Annotated in this window: 11 protein-coding genes; 7 read left to right on the top strand and 4 right to left on the bottom strand. The window is 60.3% G+C overall.

What is annotated here, in order from left to right; all coding sequences use genetic code 11:
* Positions 1–6 precede the first annotated feature (6 nt).
* The 5 genes from ACQ4W6_RS17910 (at position 7) to ACQ4W6_RS17890 (ending at position 6,226) form a co-directional block, all read left to right on the top strand.
* Positions 7–1,191: an isovaleryl-CoA dehydrogenase gene (locus ACQ4W6_RS17910; protein WP_436568528.1), complete on the top strand. Its 1,185-nt coding sequence runs from the start codon at positions 7–9 to the stop codon at positions 1,189–1,191.
* A gap of 51 nt (positions 1,192–1,242) precedes the next feature.
* Positions 1,243–3,072, top strand: coding sequence for a bifunctional isocitrate dehydrogenase kinase/phosphatase (gene aceK / locus ACQ4W6_RS17905; RefSeq protein ID WP_436568527.1), 1,830 nt, complete (start codon positions 1,243–1,245; stop codon positions 3,070–3,072).
* Between the two features lie 38 nt (positions 3,073–3,110).
* Entirely contained in the window at positions 3,111–4,307 is a 1,197-nt protein-coding gene (locus tag ACQ4W6_RS17900; RefSeq protein WP_436568526.1) for an acetyl-CoA C-acyltransferase, read from the top strand.
* Positions 4,308–4,388: 81 nt separating this feature from the next.
* Positions 4,389–5,057, top strand: a complete 669-nt coding sequence (locus ACQ4W6_RS17895) for an SDR family oxidoreductase (RefSeq protein ID WP_436568525.1) — start codon at positions 4,389–4,391, stop codon at positions 5,055–5,057.
* Between the two features lie 41 nt (positions 5,058–5,098).
* On the top strand, positions 5,099–6,226 hold the full coding sequence (locus ACQ4W6_RS17890) for an acyl-CoA dehydrogenase family protein (RefSeq protein WP_436568524.1): 1,128 nt from the start codon (positions 5,099–5,101) through the stop codon (positions 6,224–6,226).
* 494 nt (positions 6,227–6,720) lie between these two features.
* Here ACQ4W6_RS17890 and ACQ4W6_RS17885 read toward each other — a convergent pair whose 3' ends face one another.
* From ACQ4W6_RS17885 to ACQ4W6_RS17870, 4 genes are all read right to left on the bottom strand, one after another.
* On the bottom strand, positions 6,721–7,614 hold the full coding sequence (locus tag ACQ4W6_RS17885) for a YihY/virulence factor BrkB family protein (RefSeq protein WP_436568523.1): 894 nt from the start codon (positions 7,612–7,614) through the stop codon (positions 6,721–6,723).
* Positions 7,615–7,658: 44 nt separating this feature from the next.
* Positions 7,659–8,738 (bottom strand): S66 peptidase family protein, encoded by a 1,080-nt coding sequence (locus tag ACQ4W6_RS17880; protein ID WP_436568522.1) that lies wholly within the window; start codon positions 8,736–8,738, stop codon positions 7,659–7,661.
* 87 nt (positions 8,739–8,825) lie between these two features.
* Positions 8,826–11,579, bottom strand: a complete 2,754-nt coding sequence (locus ACQ4W6_RS17875; protein ID WP_436568521.1) for a TonB-dependent receptor — start codon at positions 11,577–11,579, stop codon at positions 8,826–8,828.
* Between the two features lie 216 nt (positions 11,580–11,795).
* Positions 11,796–13,616, bottom strand: a complete 1,821-nt coding sequence (locus tag ACQ4W6_RS17870) for an ABC transporter substrate-binding protein (RefSeq protein WP_436568647.1) — start codon at positions 13,614–13,616, stop codon at positions 11,796–11,798.
* Between the two features lie 219 nt (positions 13,617–13,835).
* Here ACQ4W6_RS17870 and ACQ4W6_RS17865 point away from each other — a divergent pair, with 219 nt between their 5' ends.
* The gene (locus tag ACQ4W6_RS17865) at positions 13,836–15,074 is read left to right on the top strand and encodes a nucleoside recognition domain-containing protein (protein ID WP_436568520.1); all 1,239 of its coding nucleotides are present in this window, start codon (positions 13,836–13,838) and stop codon (positions 15,072–15,074) included.
* A gap of 8 nt (positions 15,075–15,082) precedes the next feature.
* Positions 15,083–16,585, top strand: a complete 1,503-nt coding sequence (gene dacB / locus ACQ4W6_RS17860; protein WP_436568519.1) for a D-alanyl-D-alanine carboxypeptidase/D-alanyl-D-alanine endopeptidase — start codon at positions 15,083–15,085, stop codon at positions 16,583–16,585.
* The last annotated feature ends 173 nt before the right edge of the window (positions 16,586–16,758 follow it).

Raw genomic sequence — 16,758 nt, 5'->3', positions numbered from 1 at the left:
GACGACATGCTCCATCTCCCAGGCTTGACCTTTGACCACGGCGAAGACATCGCCTCGCTGCGCGAAGCGATCCAACAATTTGCCGCCGCTGAAATCGCGCCACGCGCGGCCGAAATCGACCGCAGCGACCAGTTCCCTATGGATCTGTGGCGCAAGATGGGCGACATGGGCTTGCTCGGCATCACCGTCAGCGAAGAATACGGCGGCGCCGGCATGGGCTACCTGGCGCACATCATCGCCATGGAAGAGATCTCGCGCGCCTCGGCGTCCGTTGGCCTGTCCTACGGCGCCCACTCGAACCTGTGCGTCAACCAGATCAAGCGCAACGGCACGGCCGAGCAAAAGGCGAAATACCTGCCGAGGCTCATCACGGGCGAGCATATCGGCGCCCTCGCCATGTCCGAGCCGAACGCGGGTTCGGATGTCGTCAGTATGAAGCTGCGCGCCGACTTCAAGGGCGACCGCTGGGTCTTGAACGGCACCAAGATGTGGATCACCAACGGCCCCGACGCGGACGTGCTGGTGGTGTACGCGAAGAACGACCTGGAAGCGGGCGCGCGCGGCATGACGGCTTTCCTGATTGAAAAGAATTTCAAGGGTTTTTCCATCGCGCAAAAGCTCGACAAGCTGGGCATGCGCGGCTCGCACACGGGCGAACTGGTGTTCCAGGATTGCGAAGTGCCGGCCGAAAATGTGCTGGGCGGCCTGGGCAAGGGCGTCAACGTGCTGATGTCGGGCCTCGATTTCGAGCGCACCGTGCTGTCCGGTGGCCCGCTGGGCATCATGCAGGCCTGCATGGACCTGGTCGTGCCCTACGTGCACGATCGCAAGCAATTCGGCCAGGCCATCGGCGAATTCCAGTTGATGCAGGGCAAACTGGCCGACATGTATTCGACCATGATGGCGTGCAAGGCGTATGTCTACGCCGTGGGCCAGGCCTGCGACCGCGCCACCTCGCCGGAAGCCGTGCGCCAGTTGCGCAAGGACGCGGCCGGCGCCATTCTGTATAGTGCGGAGAAGGCAACCTGGATGGCCGGCGAGGCGATCCAGGCCCTGGGTGGCAACGGCTACATCAATGAGTATCCGGCCGGCCGCCTGTGGCGCGACGCCAAGCTGTATGAAATCGGCGCCGGGACCAGCGAAATCCGCCGCATGCTGATCGGCCGCGAATTATTTGCCGAAACCAAGTAAACACGGACGCGCGGCTATCGACTGGGTGGGATTATCAATGCGAGCAGACAAATGACGCAAATTGCCTTCCCCAAACTGCTGTCTTCCCAGATTGCATTCGATATCGCGCGCACCATCCGCGAAGGCTTCGACAAGCATTACCGTTTATTCCGCGAAACAAGCCAGCAAGCGCGCCAGTATTTCGAGCAGGGCGCCTGGACCGCGGCGCAAACCGCGGCCCGCGAACGCATCGGATTTTATGACAAGCGCGTGCAGGAATGCGTGCAGATGCTCGAAGATGAATACGAAGAGTCGGAGTTAAGCGACGAAGTGTGGCGCGAACTCAAGCTGCACTACATTGGCATGCTGAGCGGCCACAAGCAGCCGGAACTGGCGGAAACGTTCTTCAATTCCGTCTGCTGCAACATTTTGCACCGCACGTATTTTCACAATGACTACATTTTCGTGCGCCCCGTCGTCTCCACCGAATACATCGAGACAGAAGAGCGGGTTCCCACCTATCGCGTGTATTACCCCGGCAAGGATGGCTTGCGCGTCATCCTGAAGCGCATCGTTACCCATTTCCAGCTGGACTGCGAGTTTGCCAACCTGGAGCGCGACGTGGCCCAAGTCGAGGCGCGATTGCATCAGTTGTTTGGCGGCGACAAGCTGGAACCGAACCACCAGATCCAGGTCCTGACGAGCTTGTTCTACCGCAACAAGGGCGCCTACCTGGTGGGCAAAGGCATCAATGGCAACCGCGAATACCCGTTCGTCGTGCCAATTCTACATAACCGCCATGGCAAGCTGGTGCTCGACACGGTGCTGTGCGAACACCAGCAAATCGCCATGCTGTTCTCGTTTACGCGCGCCTATTTCCTGGTCGATATGGAAGTGCCGTCGGCCTATGTGCAATTCCTGCGTAGCCTACTGCCAAGCAAACCGCGCAGCGAAATCTATACGATACTGGGCTTGCAAAAGCAGGGCAAGACGCTGTTTTACCGCGATTACCTGCAGCATCTGAAACACTCATCCGATCATTTTGAAATCGCCCCAGGCATCCGCGGCCTGGTGATGCTGGTGTTTGCCCTGCCCTCGTTTCCGTATGTATTCAAGGTAATCAAGGATTTCTTCCCGCCGCCGAAGGAAACCACGCGCGCGCAGATCAAGGAAAAGTATTTGCTGGTGAAATACCACGACCGCGTGGGCCGCATGGCCGACACGCTGGAATACTCGAACGTGGCCTTTCCCCGTGCCCGCTTTAGCGATGCTTTGCTGGCCGAGCTGCAGCATTTCGCGCCGTCGCTGGTGGAAGAAGACCAGGATAAAATCATCATCCGCCACCTGTACATCGAGCGGCGCATGGTGCCGTTGAATATGTGGCTGAGCAACGCCGAGAAAGAGGGCCGCGACGACCTTGTCGAACACGGCATCATCGAGTACGGCAACGCCATCAAGGAACTGGTGGCGGCGAATATTTTCCCCGGCGACATGCTGTACAAGAACTTTGGCGTGACGCGTCAGCAGCGTGTGGTTTTTTACGATTATGATGAAATCGAGTACATCACCGATTGCCAGTTCCGCGTCATCCCGCAAGCCCGTACAGAGGAAGAAGAAATGTCGGCCGAACCGTGGTATCCCATCGGCAAGCATGATGTGTTTCCCGAGCAATTCGGCACCTTCCTGTTGGGCAATCCCCGCATCCGCAAGCATTTCATGCAGCACCATGCCGACCTGCTGACGGCCCAATACTGGCAAGCGCGCAAGCAGCGCATCCTCGACGGGCATATCGAGGACGTCTTTCCCTACCCGCAACACATCCGCTTCTGCAAGCAGCCGCAACACCCAACTCCGGCGCCAGCAGCGCCAGCAGTGATGACCACATTGACCACACCTCATTGAACCACCTCATTGAACCACCTTAATAATGGAGATCCACCATGCATGATCCAGTCGTAATCGTCGGTGCCGCGCGCACCCCAATGGGCGCCTTCCAGGGCGACTTTGCCAACGTCACCGCCAGTGACCTGGGCGCCGTGGCCATCCGCGCCGCCGTCGAGCGCGCCGGTATCGCTCCCGATGCCGTTGAACACGTGTATTTCGGCAATTGCCTGATGGCTGGCCAGGGCCAGGCGCCCGCGCGCCAAGCCTTGCGCAAGGCTGGCTTGCCGGACTCCACCGGCGCCGTGACCCTGTCGAAAATGTGCGGCTCGGCCATGCAGACGACCATGTTTGCGCACGACACCTTGCTGGCGGGCAGCGCCGAGGTGGTGGTGGCGGGCGGCATGGAATCGATGACCAACGCCCCCTACCTGGTACCGAAGGCGCGTGGCGGCTACCGCATCGGCCACGGCATGATCTACGACCACATGATGATGGATGGCCTGGAAGACGCCTACAGCCGCGATGAAAAGGGCAATGCCCGCTCGATGGGCACGTTTGCCGAAGAGTGCGCCAGCCAGTACGGCTTCACGCGCGAAGCGCAGGACGCGTTTGCCATCGCATCGGTGAAACGCGCCCAGGCAGCCACCAAGGATGGCAGTTTCGAATGGGAAATCGTGCCCGTCACCGTGACCGGGCGCGGCGGCGACACCATCGTCAGCATCGATGAAGGCCCGCAAAAGGCCCGCCTGGAAAAAATTCCCACGTTAAAAGCGGCCTTCAAGAAGGACGGCACCATCACGGCTGCCTCTTCGTCATCCATCAACGATGGCGCGGCAGCGCTGGTGCTGATGCGCGAATCGACGGCGAAAAAGCTGGGCTGCACCGTCATCGCCAGGATCCACGGCCACGCCACGCATGCGCAGGCACCGAACGAGTTCACTACGGCGCCCATCGGCGCCGTGAAGAAACTCTACGCAAAAACGGGCTGGAGCAGCAGCAATGTCGACTTGTTCGAGATCAATGAAGCATTTGCCGCCGTGCCGATGGCCGCCATGCATGACCTCGACATTCCACACAGCAAGATCAACATCCATGGCGGCGCATGCGCGCTGGGCCACCCGATCGGCGCCTCGGGCGCGCGCATCATCGTCACCCTGCTGGGCGCACTGAAGAAAACCGGCGGCAAGCGCGGCGTGGCGGCCCTGTGCATCGGCGGCGGCGAAGCGACGGCGATGGCGATCGAACTGGTATAAGCTGTTCCTGAGCACGGGCGCGCAGCGCCGTTTTTACTGCATGGCTGCGCGCCCTTTCATTTTATTTCCAGGAGAAAACGCATGTCTACCGCACTGATCATCGGCGCTTCGCGTGGCATCGGCCACGAAATGGTGCGTCAATACTGCCACGATGGCTGGCGCGTCATCGCCACGGCGCGTAAATCGGACGATTGCGACGCCCTCAGGCAACTGGGCGCCGAAGCGCATCTGCTCGACGTGACGGACGTGGAAGGCTGCGCCGGCCTGGGCTGGAAACTCGACGATGAAAAACTCGACGTGGCCATCCTCAACGCAGGCGTGTATGGCCCGCGCCACGACGGTTTTCCTGCGCAAGAAGATTTCGATGCCGTCATGCACACGAACGTGCTGGCAGCCATGCGCTTGCTGCCCATCCTGGCGCCGCTGGTGGCCAATGCCCACGGCAAGCTGGCCGTGCTGTCTTCGCACATGGGTTCCCTGAGCGAACGCGGCAACCCTGGCGGTTCCTTGTACCGCGCCAGCAAGGCGGCCTTGAATTCCGTGCTGATCGACACGGCCCTCGTGCATGGTCCGCAAGGCGTCAGCTGCGTGGCCTTTCACCCGGGTTGGGTACGCACGGAGATGGGCGGCGCCGGCGCCGATATTTCTCCCGAGGAAAGCGCTGCCGGCATCCGCGCCACCCTGGCCAGCCTGCCGGCCACGGAAAAAGCCGTGTTCCGCAACTACGATGGCAAGCCCATCGGCTGGTAACTCCCCCACACCGACCATAAGAATAATCGAGACGACGTCCCATGATACTCAATGAAGAACAGACGATGATCCAGGAAGCGCTGCGCAGTTTTTCGCGCGAGCGCCTGGCGCCCAACGCGGCCCGCTGGGACAAGGAACATCATTTCCCCAAGGAAGAATTGCAGGAACTGGCCGCGCTGGGCGCCTTTGGCGTGGCCGTGCCGGAAGCGCTGGGCGGCGCCGGCCTCGATTACGTGTCGCTGGCCCTGGTGCTGGAAGAAATCGCTGCCGGCGATGGCGGCACGTCCACCATCATCTCCGTCAACAATTGCCCCGTATGCAGCATTGCCATGATGTACGCCAATGAGGCACAAAAGGAACAATGGCTGCGCCCGCTGGCGCAAGGCAGCATGCTGGGTGCGTTTTGCCTGACGGAACCGCATACGGGCAGCGACGCCTCGGCCCTGCGCACCACGGCCACGCGCGATGGCGATGAATACGTCATCAACGGCACGAAACAGTTCATTACCAGCGGCAAATATGCGGACGTGGCCATTGTTATGGCCGTGACCGACAAGGCGGCCGGCAAGCGCGGCATCAGCGCCTTCTGGGTGCCGACCGGCACGCCCGGCTACATCGTGGCGGGCCTGGAACAGAAGATGGGCCAGCATTCGTCGGACACGGCGCAAATCCTGTTCGAACAGTGCCGTATCCCGGCGAAAAACTTGATCGGCGAAGAAGGGCAAGGCTACAAGATCGCCCTGTCTGGCCTGGAAGGCGGACGCATCGGCATCGCCTCGCAGGCGGTCGGCATGGCGCGCGCCGCGTATGAAGCGGCGTTAAGTTACGCACGCGAACGGGAAAGTTTCGGCAAGGCTATTTATGAGCACCAGGCCGTGCAATTCCGCCTGGCCGACATGGCCACGCAGATCGAAGCGGCGCGGCAACTGATACGCCACGCGGCATCGATGAAGGATGCGGGCCTGCCATGCCTGAAGGAAGCGGCCATGGCCAAGCTGTTTGCCTCGGAAATGGCGGAAAAAGTGTGCTCGGACGCCATCCAGGTGCACGGCGGCTATGGTTATGTGTCGGACTTCCCCGTCGAACGCATCTACCGCGACGTGCGCGTGTGCCAGATTTACGAGGGCACCAGCGATATCCAGAAAATCCTGATTGCCAGGGCTTTATAAGCAAGGAACGAAAAGGGTGAGGCAGTAAAAGCCTCGGCGCCTTGAGCAACCGTAGCGAGCAAGCTCGATATCGGATTGAGTAACGCAGCCGTACTCCGGTACGGCGAGTAACGCCGATTCGAGAGCGAGCTGCGCAGTAGGTTGATCAAGATGCCAACCACAGACGAAAAAAAAGCCTGCACACATATGCAGGCTTCGTTCCAATGTATTACCAATGCTTTAATCGTGTCATGGACGCCAGTGCTATCTGCAAAGTGCCTCCTGATTTTCGGACTCCCATGCTATCTGCATGGTGACTCCAAGGTGTAAATCGACCATCGTATCCGGAATTACAAAATCCATTCATTCGCACTGTCACGCCATCGACATTACACCTGTCGCTCGCCGCGCTGAAACTGGATAGTGAGACTATTCGCAAGCGAATCTCAATCACTGAACGCAGTATAGCATAGATTTTTGTGCGCTGCAACAACGATTTGAATCCATACTTTAAATCAAGTTCTTAGCGCCAGCGGCTTGTCCTGTTCGCCACCGCGTGCCACTCTTTCGTATTCGGAAATGACTTGCGCGCCCAAGAGCAGCAAGGTGGCGCCGATTTCCAGGCTGAACATGACGACGATCGCCGTCGTCATGGAGCCGTAGACAATATTGACCTGTGACAAGGTCGAGAAATACCAGACCAACACATGACGGGCGATTTCCCACAGCAGGGCCGCCGTTACGCCGCCGATCAGCGCATGCGTGATCGACAGCCTTCCGACGGGCATGACCAGGTAAATCGAAGTGAGCACCAGGATTTCACCCGTCAGCCCCAGCAAGTACAACAGCACGCCGGAGACGCCTTCCAGGCCCCAGTCATGGCGCAGGAAGCGCACGCTTTCCTCGCTCATCACTTGCAGGCCGCCGGCCACCAGGGTGATCAGCAAGATGCCCGCACCCAGGCACAGGATGTAGCAATAAGGTAAGACAGCGGAAATGAGGAAATGGCGGCGGCGGATGGCTACGCGGTGCATGAAAATCACGCTCATGGCGTTTTCCAGCACGGTAAACGCCAGCGAACTGAAAAACAGCATGGTCAGCAGCAAGAGCCAGCCGATCACGCCCCGGTTGTTGAGGAAATGCGCGACTTCGGCCACGATGGCCTTCGATTGGCCCGGCACCAGCCACTCCAGGTAATGGCCGATGGTGCGTAACAGCTCGTCTTGCGCAATCACATGCGACAGAACCACCACCACCAGCATCAACAGGGGCACGATGGACAGCAGCGAGTAATACGCGACGGCGCCCGCCAGCAGCAAGCCCTGGTTGGCGCGAAAGGCCTTCAGCACCTGCAGCGTGAAGGCCAGCGGATGGCTGAGTATGTAGGCACTGGCGTGGCGGTTGATCATGCCCCCTATCATACTGACAATCTGCACGCGCCGACGTGCGCAAGCTAACTGACGGCCGCCTCCAGCAAGGTCAGCGTTTGCCGATCCGCATCGAGCGTGGCCAATATGCCCATCGGGATGGTGAACTGGTGGCGGATATGCCCAAACGAGTAGCCGCTGACGGCCGGCACGCTCAAGGGCTGCAAATGCTGGTCCAGCGTTTCATTCAAGGTCAGCGAGGTGTCGCCCTCGGCCGCTTCGCAATGCTCGAAGATGCCCAGCATCAATGCCGCCGCTTGGTCAAAACCCACGGACAGGTCCAGCTGGCACAACATCCTGTCGATGCGGTACGGCACTTCGTTGATTTCTTCGAGGAACAAAATATGCTCGCGGAAATCGGCCGCATACGGCGTGCCGGCCAGCGCGCTGACCATGCACAGGTTGCCGCCCGTCAAGCGTCCCGTGGCCTGGCCGCCATGCACGGTGCGGATGGCGAAGTTCGCTGCCGTCTGCGCGCGGCGGTGGTTGTCCAGCGCCATCGGTATCGTGTAGTTGTCTTGCGGCGTCATCAGCACATTTTGCAGCTGCGTCAGCGTGTAGTCGGACAACGTCGACGAGGCCACGGGGCCGTGGAAGGTTACCAGGCCTGTCTGGCGACCGATAGCCAGGTGCAGGGCCGTGATGTCGGAGTAACCGATCAATATCTTCGGACTGACGCGGATCAAGGCATAGTCGAGCAGCGCCAGCAGCGAAATGCAGCCGGAGCCGCCGCGTATCGCCCAGATCGCCTTGACTTCGGGATCGCGAAACGCCGCATGCAAATCGTCGAGGCGTTGCTGCACCGTGCCCGCGTAGGTGCCGTGCACGCCGCGAATGTTGGCGCCCAGCATGGCACGCAAGCCCAGCGATTCGATATTGCGCACGGCCTTGGCGATGGCGTCGTCATCCGTAAAGCCGCCCGGTGCAACGATGGCGACCAAGTCGCCCTGGCGCAAGCGCGCCGGTTTGATCAAAGGATATTGCTCTTGCATGCGTTTGCCCTTCCCTTGCGCGGCCGCCGCCAATGCCGGTGCACCTGCCGCCCCCAAGGTGGCGGCCAGCAAGCCGCCAAAGCGGCGCCGGCTGAGATTGGTCTGACTGGACATGCGGCCCTTTCCTGGAATAAAAACGGCGGCGCCAGGCGCCGCCGCACGAGAGTAGCATGCCAGCGGGATTACCACCGGCATGGTTGCTTACATGAACTTGTACTTCAGCTGGAAGGTGAAGGCGCGGCCACGCGGGTCGGCCACGCGCGGATCCCAGCCGGCGCCCACCACTTCATCGACGTTGTGCGCGGTGAATGGCGGATCGCGGTCGAACAGGTTCTGGATGCCCAGGGTCAAGGTGGTATTCTTGAAGCCCGTGTAGCTGCCCGACAAGTTATACGTGGTGTAGCTGGACACGTCCGGGTTGAAGCCGGCAGGCGGCGTGCCCTTGCCCCCATTCGGCACCTGGTCCTTGTAGCCGGAAGCAAAACTCTGGATCAGCAAGCCGCTCCAGTCGCCGCGCGAGAGGCCAAAGCTGGCATTGTGCTTCCAGCGCAGGTACAGATCGCGCGTATAAAACTTGCCGACCAGTTCCTGGTATTGCTGGCCTTGATATTCCGCAAACTTGAAGCTGTCCATATACGTGCCATCGAGGGTCGCCGTCCATTTGGCATCCTCGATCTTGCCTTCGCCGCGCAATGCCACATCAAGACCGCGCACGCGGCTGCCTGCCGCATTGATCCAGCCCGCCTGCACGTACTCGATGGTGCCGTCCGGATTGCGGTGAATGTACTGGTTCAGCGCCTGGTAGTTGGCCAGCACGATTTGCGGCGTGCGGTTCAGGATGCGGTCCTTGGTATTGATGGCCCAGTAGTCAAACGAGGCGGAATAGCCCTTGAATGGCTCGATGACAAAACCCACGCTGCCCTGCTTCGATGTTTCCGGCTTCAGGTTGATGTTGCCGCCGGTCGTGTAATCGAGGCGGTCGATGGCGCAATACTCGGGCACGCCCGGATGCTTGGCGCAACCTTCCTGGTCGATCACGCCGTTGGGCAATTCCTGGCTCAGCGAACCCGAATACAGCTGCTGGAAGCTGGGCGCCAAAAAGCCCTTGCTGGCTGAACCACGGAACAGCAGGAAGTCGGTCGGCTGATAGCGGAAGGCCACTTTCGGATTCGTCGTCGCACCCACCAGGCTGTATTCATCGCGGCGGATGGCCAGCTGCATTTCCAGGTCTTTCAGGACCGGCACCAGCAGCTCGGCATACACTGCCTTGACGGTACGGCTGGCATCGCTCAAGGAGGCGTTGCCTGGTGCCAACAGAATTTTCGTGGCATCGGTGTCTTGCGCAAAATTATAGCCTTCACGGCGCAAATCAAAGCCGGCCGCCATGGCCAGCGCGCCGGCTGGCAGCTGGAACAGCTCGCCAGAAACGGCGCCGTCGATCTGCGTCAAGGTCGTCTTGCCGTGCTGGAAGTCGCCGCGGAACTTGGTCGATTCGATCAATTGCCTGGCCGCGTCCGTCTGGCTCTGGCCAGCGCCCACCCACGGATTGATGATGCCCGTCGCCAGCGCCGCATACAGCTTGTCCGTGTAGGAATAGCCGTCCGTCAGCTTGGTCTTGGTGGTGCTTTCGGCGCGCGAAATGCCGGCCTTGTAATCCCACTTGCCGAAGTTACCCTCGAAGCCGACCAGCACGCGCGCATTGTCGGTGGTGTTTTCCTGGGTACGGTTGCCGACGTCATTGGCGCGCCATTTATAGGAAATCGGCTTGGTATTGTCAAACGATGGGATATACGCCGACAAATCCTGGTAATACGCGCCGCCCACCGGATACACGGCCTTGTTGGTCATCGTCGCCTGCACCTGCATCGGCGTCAAAATGGCCGTGGCCTTGGTGCGCGAACCGAGCACTTCGACAAACATGCGGTGCTCGGGCGCCAGCTGGAAGGTGCCGCGCGACAACAAATTGGCCCGCTCGACGGGGAATTGCAGCACATAGTCGGCGCCATAGTCATACGCGCAGGAATACTTGGTGCGCAACGGCGAGGTCACGTCTTTCCACAGTTCCGTCTGGTATTGCGACATGCCGGCTATCGTGTCGCACTTGCCCTGGAAACTCAGCGGATTGGCTTGCAGGTATTTATTCGGGTCGCCCGGCAACTGGTACGAGGTGCCCAGCGCCGTGCCGGCGCCCGTCAACTGGTTGGCAAACGGCGTACCCGTGGTATCGGGCGACAGGCCGCGGCCCGGCTGGAAGCCATTGACGAAGGAGCGGTCGCTGCCGTTCAGGCGCTGCGCCTTGTCGACGGTCAAACTGGCCATGACGTTGTAGCGGTCTTCCTCCAGCGAGCCCGTGCCGGCCAGGATGGAAGCGCGGCGCGTGGCGCCGCCGCCTGCCTGCGTGTCGTTGGTGGAGACGGACGCTTCCACGCCGCTGTAATTGGTTCTTAAAATGAAATTGATCACGCCGCCGATGGCGTCCGTGCCATAGATGGCGGAGGCGCCGTCCTTGAGAATTTCCACGCGCGAAATCGCGCCCAGCGGAATCGAATTCAAGTCGACCGATTTGCCGCTGGCGCCATGGGTGGCGATGCGGCGTCCGTTCAGCAGCACCAGGGTGCTCGACGGCCCCAGTCCGCGCAGCGAGGCGAACGAAGCGCCACCGCTGACCCGGTCGGCATCGGCGCCAAAGACGTTATTGCCAGAGGTCATGTTATCGGCGCCCGTGCCATTTGCCGACAGGGTACGCACCAATTGCTCGGTCGTCGTGATGCCTTGCTTTTCAATCTGATCAAAGGTGATGACTTGCACCGGCAGCGCGCCTTCCTTGGCGACGCGTTTGATGCTACTACCGGTGACTTCGACCCGTTGCATCGCTGGCGGTGCCGCTTCCTGTGCCAGTACCGGCCCCACCACCCCCATCAATGCCACCAACTGCGCTAGTTTCTTCAATTTCACTGGTCTCTCCTTGTTGGGCAATCGAAACTTGAGTTCTCAAGTCAGGCTGTTTTGTAAGGTCGCGGCATCTGTCTCGCGGTACATTTTTTTATGACGCCAGCGCATTACTTTATTTGTTTTCATTTTCAGAGTAGCGCGATGCATCCGCAGCCAGCCAATGAAAAATGCTTTCCTAACCATAACTTTTTGGAATGAATGCCCTTTTCAGCGACATGGTCACTTGCCTGCGGGGCTACCCTTGGCAATATCCACGTCCAGGTAGCGCCAGGACGTGAATTCCACGGGGTGGCGCCTGTAGTTTTTTAGCCACGATTGCTGCAGGTCGGCAGAGATGGGATGTGTCAGCAGCACCCACGGCGTGTAAGCGTGGATCAACTGAAACAGGTCGAAGTACAGACTGCGTCGGCGCGGCGTATCGGATAGCAGGCGCGCCTCCTCATAGCGTTTATTGTAATCGGGCAAGTTGAAGCGGGCATAGTTGGCGCGACCGATGTTGCCACCGTACAACAATTGCATAAAGTTATCGCCATCGGGAAAGTCGGCGATCCAGTTGGTCTCGAACATCTGCACCTTGCCCAGGCGCGACGCCTTGATGATTTCCGTCTTCTTGTCGCTCTTGAAGGCTACGCGCACGCCGATGGCGTTCAAGTTGCGGCGCCACAATTCATCGCGCAAGCGTCCCACCGTGCTCGGTTCCGTATGCATGCTCAAGAGCAAGGGCGTGCCGTCAGGCTGCGTGCGGAAACCATCGGGGCCAACCTTGTAGCCGAAGCGGTCCAGCAGCGCGCGCGCCAGCGCCGGATCGTAGCCGACAGGGCTGCGGTAGCTCTTGTCATGGCCCAGCACGTTGGGCGGCAGCGGTGATTGCGCCGGCAAGGCCAGGCTTTTTTTCAGCAGGGCGATATCTTCGCCGCTGTTGTAGCTGAGGGCGATGGCGCGCCGCAGGGCCAGCTTGTCCTTGGTAGTGCCGCCCAGCACGGGGTCGTCCATATTCATCCACATATAATAAGTCTGCAGCACGGGAAAGCGCGTCAGTTGCATGCCCTTGGCAGCCAGTTCCGGCCTCAAAGCGCCCTTCGCCAGCACCATGTCCGTCATCGATTCAGGTACTTGCTCCAGGTAATCGAATTCGCCTTTCAAGAAACCCAGCATGCGCGATTGATATTCCTCAACGATGCGCACCTCGATGCGCTCGACCAGCGGCAATTGCTGGCCTTCCAGCGACGTGGCGATGGCACGCGCGTCAAACGGCAAGGCGGCCAGCACCCTGGCCTCGGTATGGAATACGGTGGCGCGGAAAGTCGGGTTGGCCTGCAGCACGATCTTGTCGCTGCGCTTCCATTGCTTCACCAGGAACGGCCCCGTGCCCACGGGATGGTTGCCGATCTGCCCGGGCGCCGCATACGCTTCTGCCACTTCGCGCGCCACCACGGCGGTGGCCGGCATGGCCAGGTAAAACAAAAAGTTCGGATCGATGGCGTTCAGTCGGATGCGCAAGGTGTATTTGTCCAGCGCCTGCAGGCCGGCAATCGGCGTGTCGTAGCTGAACCTGGCTTTCAGAGCCGCATCGCCGACCAGCTTGTCTTCCAGCAAGAACAGCCAGGGCGACTTCAGGCTGGGGTCATACAGCCGCGTCAGGCTGTAGACATAATCCTGCGCCGTCACTTCGCGCGGCTGGCCCTTGAAGGCGGGGTCGGGCGTAAAGAAAATACCGGGTTGCAAGTGAAACAGATACGTGCGCCCGCCATCTTCTATGGCCGGCAAGCTGCGCGCCGTATTGCCCTGCAATTGCACCGGGCGCGCCAGGTAGTCATAGCGCAGCAGCGGGTCGAAGATGTTTTCCATCAGGTTCAAACTGGCCAGGTCGGAAGCCACGGCGGGGTCCAGTCCCGTCTCGCTGGTGCTGAGGAACAAGTGCAAGGTCTTGCCCGCGCGGGCAGCCTGGGCGTGGGCCGCATCGGTGGCAGCAATGCCAGGCGCCATCAATACAGTCAACAGGGCCAGGCCGGCGGCGCAGGCGGTTTTGCGTAAAAACATCATCAGTGATCCAGTGCAGACAAGAGTAACGAACAGCGATAAGCAGCAGGCATCCCCCAGACTACGCGGGCAAGCTACGGGGCGCCAATGAAAACAGACTGCCAGCTTATAACTTTTTGGCATGCAATTGCTGCATTCTTTCATCAACTCGTATCGGGCTGCCTCTATACTTTGCTTGCTGATATTTTTCACCCTCCCGACACACAGAACTGATCGCATATGGCACTTAATTACATCTGGTCCGGCTTTTTCCTCGTTGGCTTCCTGGCCGCAGTGCTGCAGTGGCTGTTTCTCGGCGATACCGATATCTTCAAGCGCATCATCGATGGCACGTTCGAGACGGCGCGCATGGGCGTGATGGACATCGCCCTGCCGCTGGCGGGCGTGATGACCTTGTGGCTGGGCATCATGAACATCGGCGAAAAGGCCGGCATCGTCGGCTGGCTGGCAAAGGTGATCGCGCCCTTCTTTTCGCGGATCTTCCCGGAAATTCCCAAGGACCACCCGGCCACGGGCCACATGGTGATGAATTTCTCGGCCAACCTGCTGGGCCTGGACAATGCCGCCACGCCGTTCGGCCTGAAAGCCATGGAAAGCCTGCAAACCCTGAATCCGAACAAGGATGAGGCGACGAATGCGCAAATCATGTTCCTGGTGCTGCATACCTCGGGCCTGACCCTGATTCCGCTGGCCATCATGGCGCAGCGCTCCATTCTCGGCGCGGCCGACCCATCCGATATCTTTATTCCGTGCATGATCGCTACCTATGTGGCCACCGTGGTCGGCATCATCACGGTATCCATCAAGCAACGCATCAACTTGCTCAACCGCGTCGTGCTGAGCTGGCTGGGCGGCATGACGGCCGCCATCGTGGCGATGATCTGGTACTTCACCCAATACCTGACGAAACAGGAAATTGAACTGGTATCAAAAGTAGTCAGCAACCTGGTCTTGATCAGCGTCATCGCCATCTTCATCATTGGCGCCCTGCGCAAGAAGGTGAACGTGTACGACGCCTTCATCGAAGGGGCGAAAGGCGGCATCCAGACTTCGATCACCGTGATTCCCTACCTGGTCGGCATGCTGGTAGCCATCAGCGTGATCCGCAATGCGGGCGTGTTCAATTTCCTGATGAGCGGCCTGAACTGGTTCTTCGCCAGCCTGGGCATCAATACGGACTTCGTGCCGGCCCTGCCGACGGCCATGATGAAGCCGCTCAGCGGCTCCGGCTCGAAAGCCATGATGATCGACGCCATGAACACTTACGGCGTCGACTCCTTCGTCGGCCGCCTGGCCTGCGTCTTCCAGGGCTCGGCCGACACCACCTTCTATATCGTGGCCTTGTATTTCGGCTCGGTGGGCATCCGCAAGACGCGCTATGCCATCACGGCCGGCCTGATCGCCGATCTCGCTGGCGTAATCGCCGCCGTCTTTGTCGCCTACGTCTTTTTCCACTAAGGAGAGCCATGTTACGTCCTGTTCTGATGGCCGCGCTTTTGGCTAGTCTTGGCCTGTCGAATGCACAGGCGCAATTGCCCGAATCGGTCAGCCTGCTGCTGCGCAGCGCGAATATCCCCGAAGACGCCATGGGTGCCGTCGTCCTGCGTGGCAACACCACCGTGCTGTCGCATGGGGCCGAGCGCAGCATGCAGCCCGCTTCCACCATGAAGCTGGTGACCACGGCCGTGGGCCTGGAGCAACTCGGTCCCATCTTTCGCGGCCGCACCGAGCTGCGCACCAGTGCCGACGTCATCAATGGCGTGCTGAAGGGCGACTTGATCCTGCGCGGCGGCGCCGATACGGATTTCAATGCGGACGTACTGGCGCGCATGCTGCAAACGCTGCGCACCCAGGGTATCGTGAAAATCAAGGGCGACCTGATCCTCGATCGCCAGTTGTTCCAGCCGGCACGGCCGGACATCGGTGCGCAGCCATTCGATGAGTCGGCCGAGTTCCGCTACAACGTCATCCCCGATGCGCTATTGCTCAATACCAATTTGATCGATATCAACATCAGCGCGACAGAGCGGCAACTGGACTTCCAGATGCAGCCGGCACTGGAGAATGTCAGCATCACCAGCGACATGAAGCTGGTCAAGGGCAATTGCGCCAAATGGGAAGATGGCTGGCGCCCACCCGAATACCGGCGCGATGCCAGCGGCAAGCTGCAGGTAGTACTGCACGGCACCTTCCCGCAAAACTGCAGCAAGGCGACCAGCATCAATGTGCTCGATCGCAACGATTACGCGGACCGCTTGTTCCGCGCCACCTGGAAACGCCTGGGCGGCACGATCACGGGCAGCGTGCGCGAAGCAGCCGCAACGGGCTTGCCACCCACCGCCGAGCCCGTCGGCACGCGCATGCTGGCCGACCATGTCGCACGCGCCTTGCCGGACGTACTGCGCGATATCAACAAGACGTCCGATAACACCCTGGCCCGCACCTTGTTCCTCAGCCTGGGCAGCTTGCAAAGCGATGGCTGGCTGGGCAGCCGCCCCGTCGCCATGAGCGTGCCGGAAGACACGGCCAGCCGGGCGCGGCAAGTAGTCCAAGAATGGTTCCAGCGGCACAATATCGAGACCCAGGGCATGCTGCTCGAGAACGGTTCCGGCTTGTCGCGCACGGAACGCATTGCGCCAGCGCAATTGGCGGGTGTCTTGCAAGCGATGCAGCAAAGTCCATGGGCGCCCGAGTTCCAGTCCAGCCTGCCCATCGCCGCCCTCGACGGCACCATGCGCAAGCGCCTGCTGGGCAGCCCCGCCGCCGCGCGGGCCCGCATCAAGACGGGGACATTAAAGAATGTGGTGGCCATCGCCGGTTATGTGCCCGACGCCAATAACCAGCTGTGCGTGGTGGTCGCCATGGTCAATAGCGACCTGGTAGGCAATGGCAACGGCCGCGCCGCCGTCGACGCGCTGATCGAGTGGGTAGCCAGGAGCGGTGCCGCGCCGGTGGCCGCTGGCCAATAAACCACTTTGGGGTCAGACCCTTTTGGGTCTGACCCACGTCGTTATACACAAGTCCGGACCGTCGAGCGCGTGGGCGAAAAAGCCGTTTACATTCAATGCGTTGCGGCAGCCCTTGTAAACTTTCTCGTTTTCGCGTTTACTCTCGTCTTTTAGGTAAATCAATTGGCGACCGC

The sequence above is a fragment of the Janthinobacterium woesei genome (genome assembly GCF_051380875.1).
Lineage (GTDB): Bacteria > Pseudomonadota > Gammaproteobacteria > Burkholderiales > Burkholderiaceae_D > Janthinobacterium.
The sequence above is the reverse complement of the archived record's forward strand: the minus strand, read 5'-3'. Positions and strand labels throughout refer to the sequence as shown.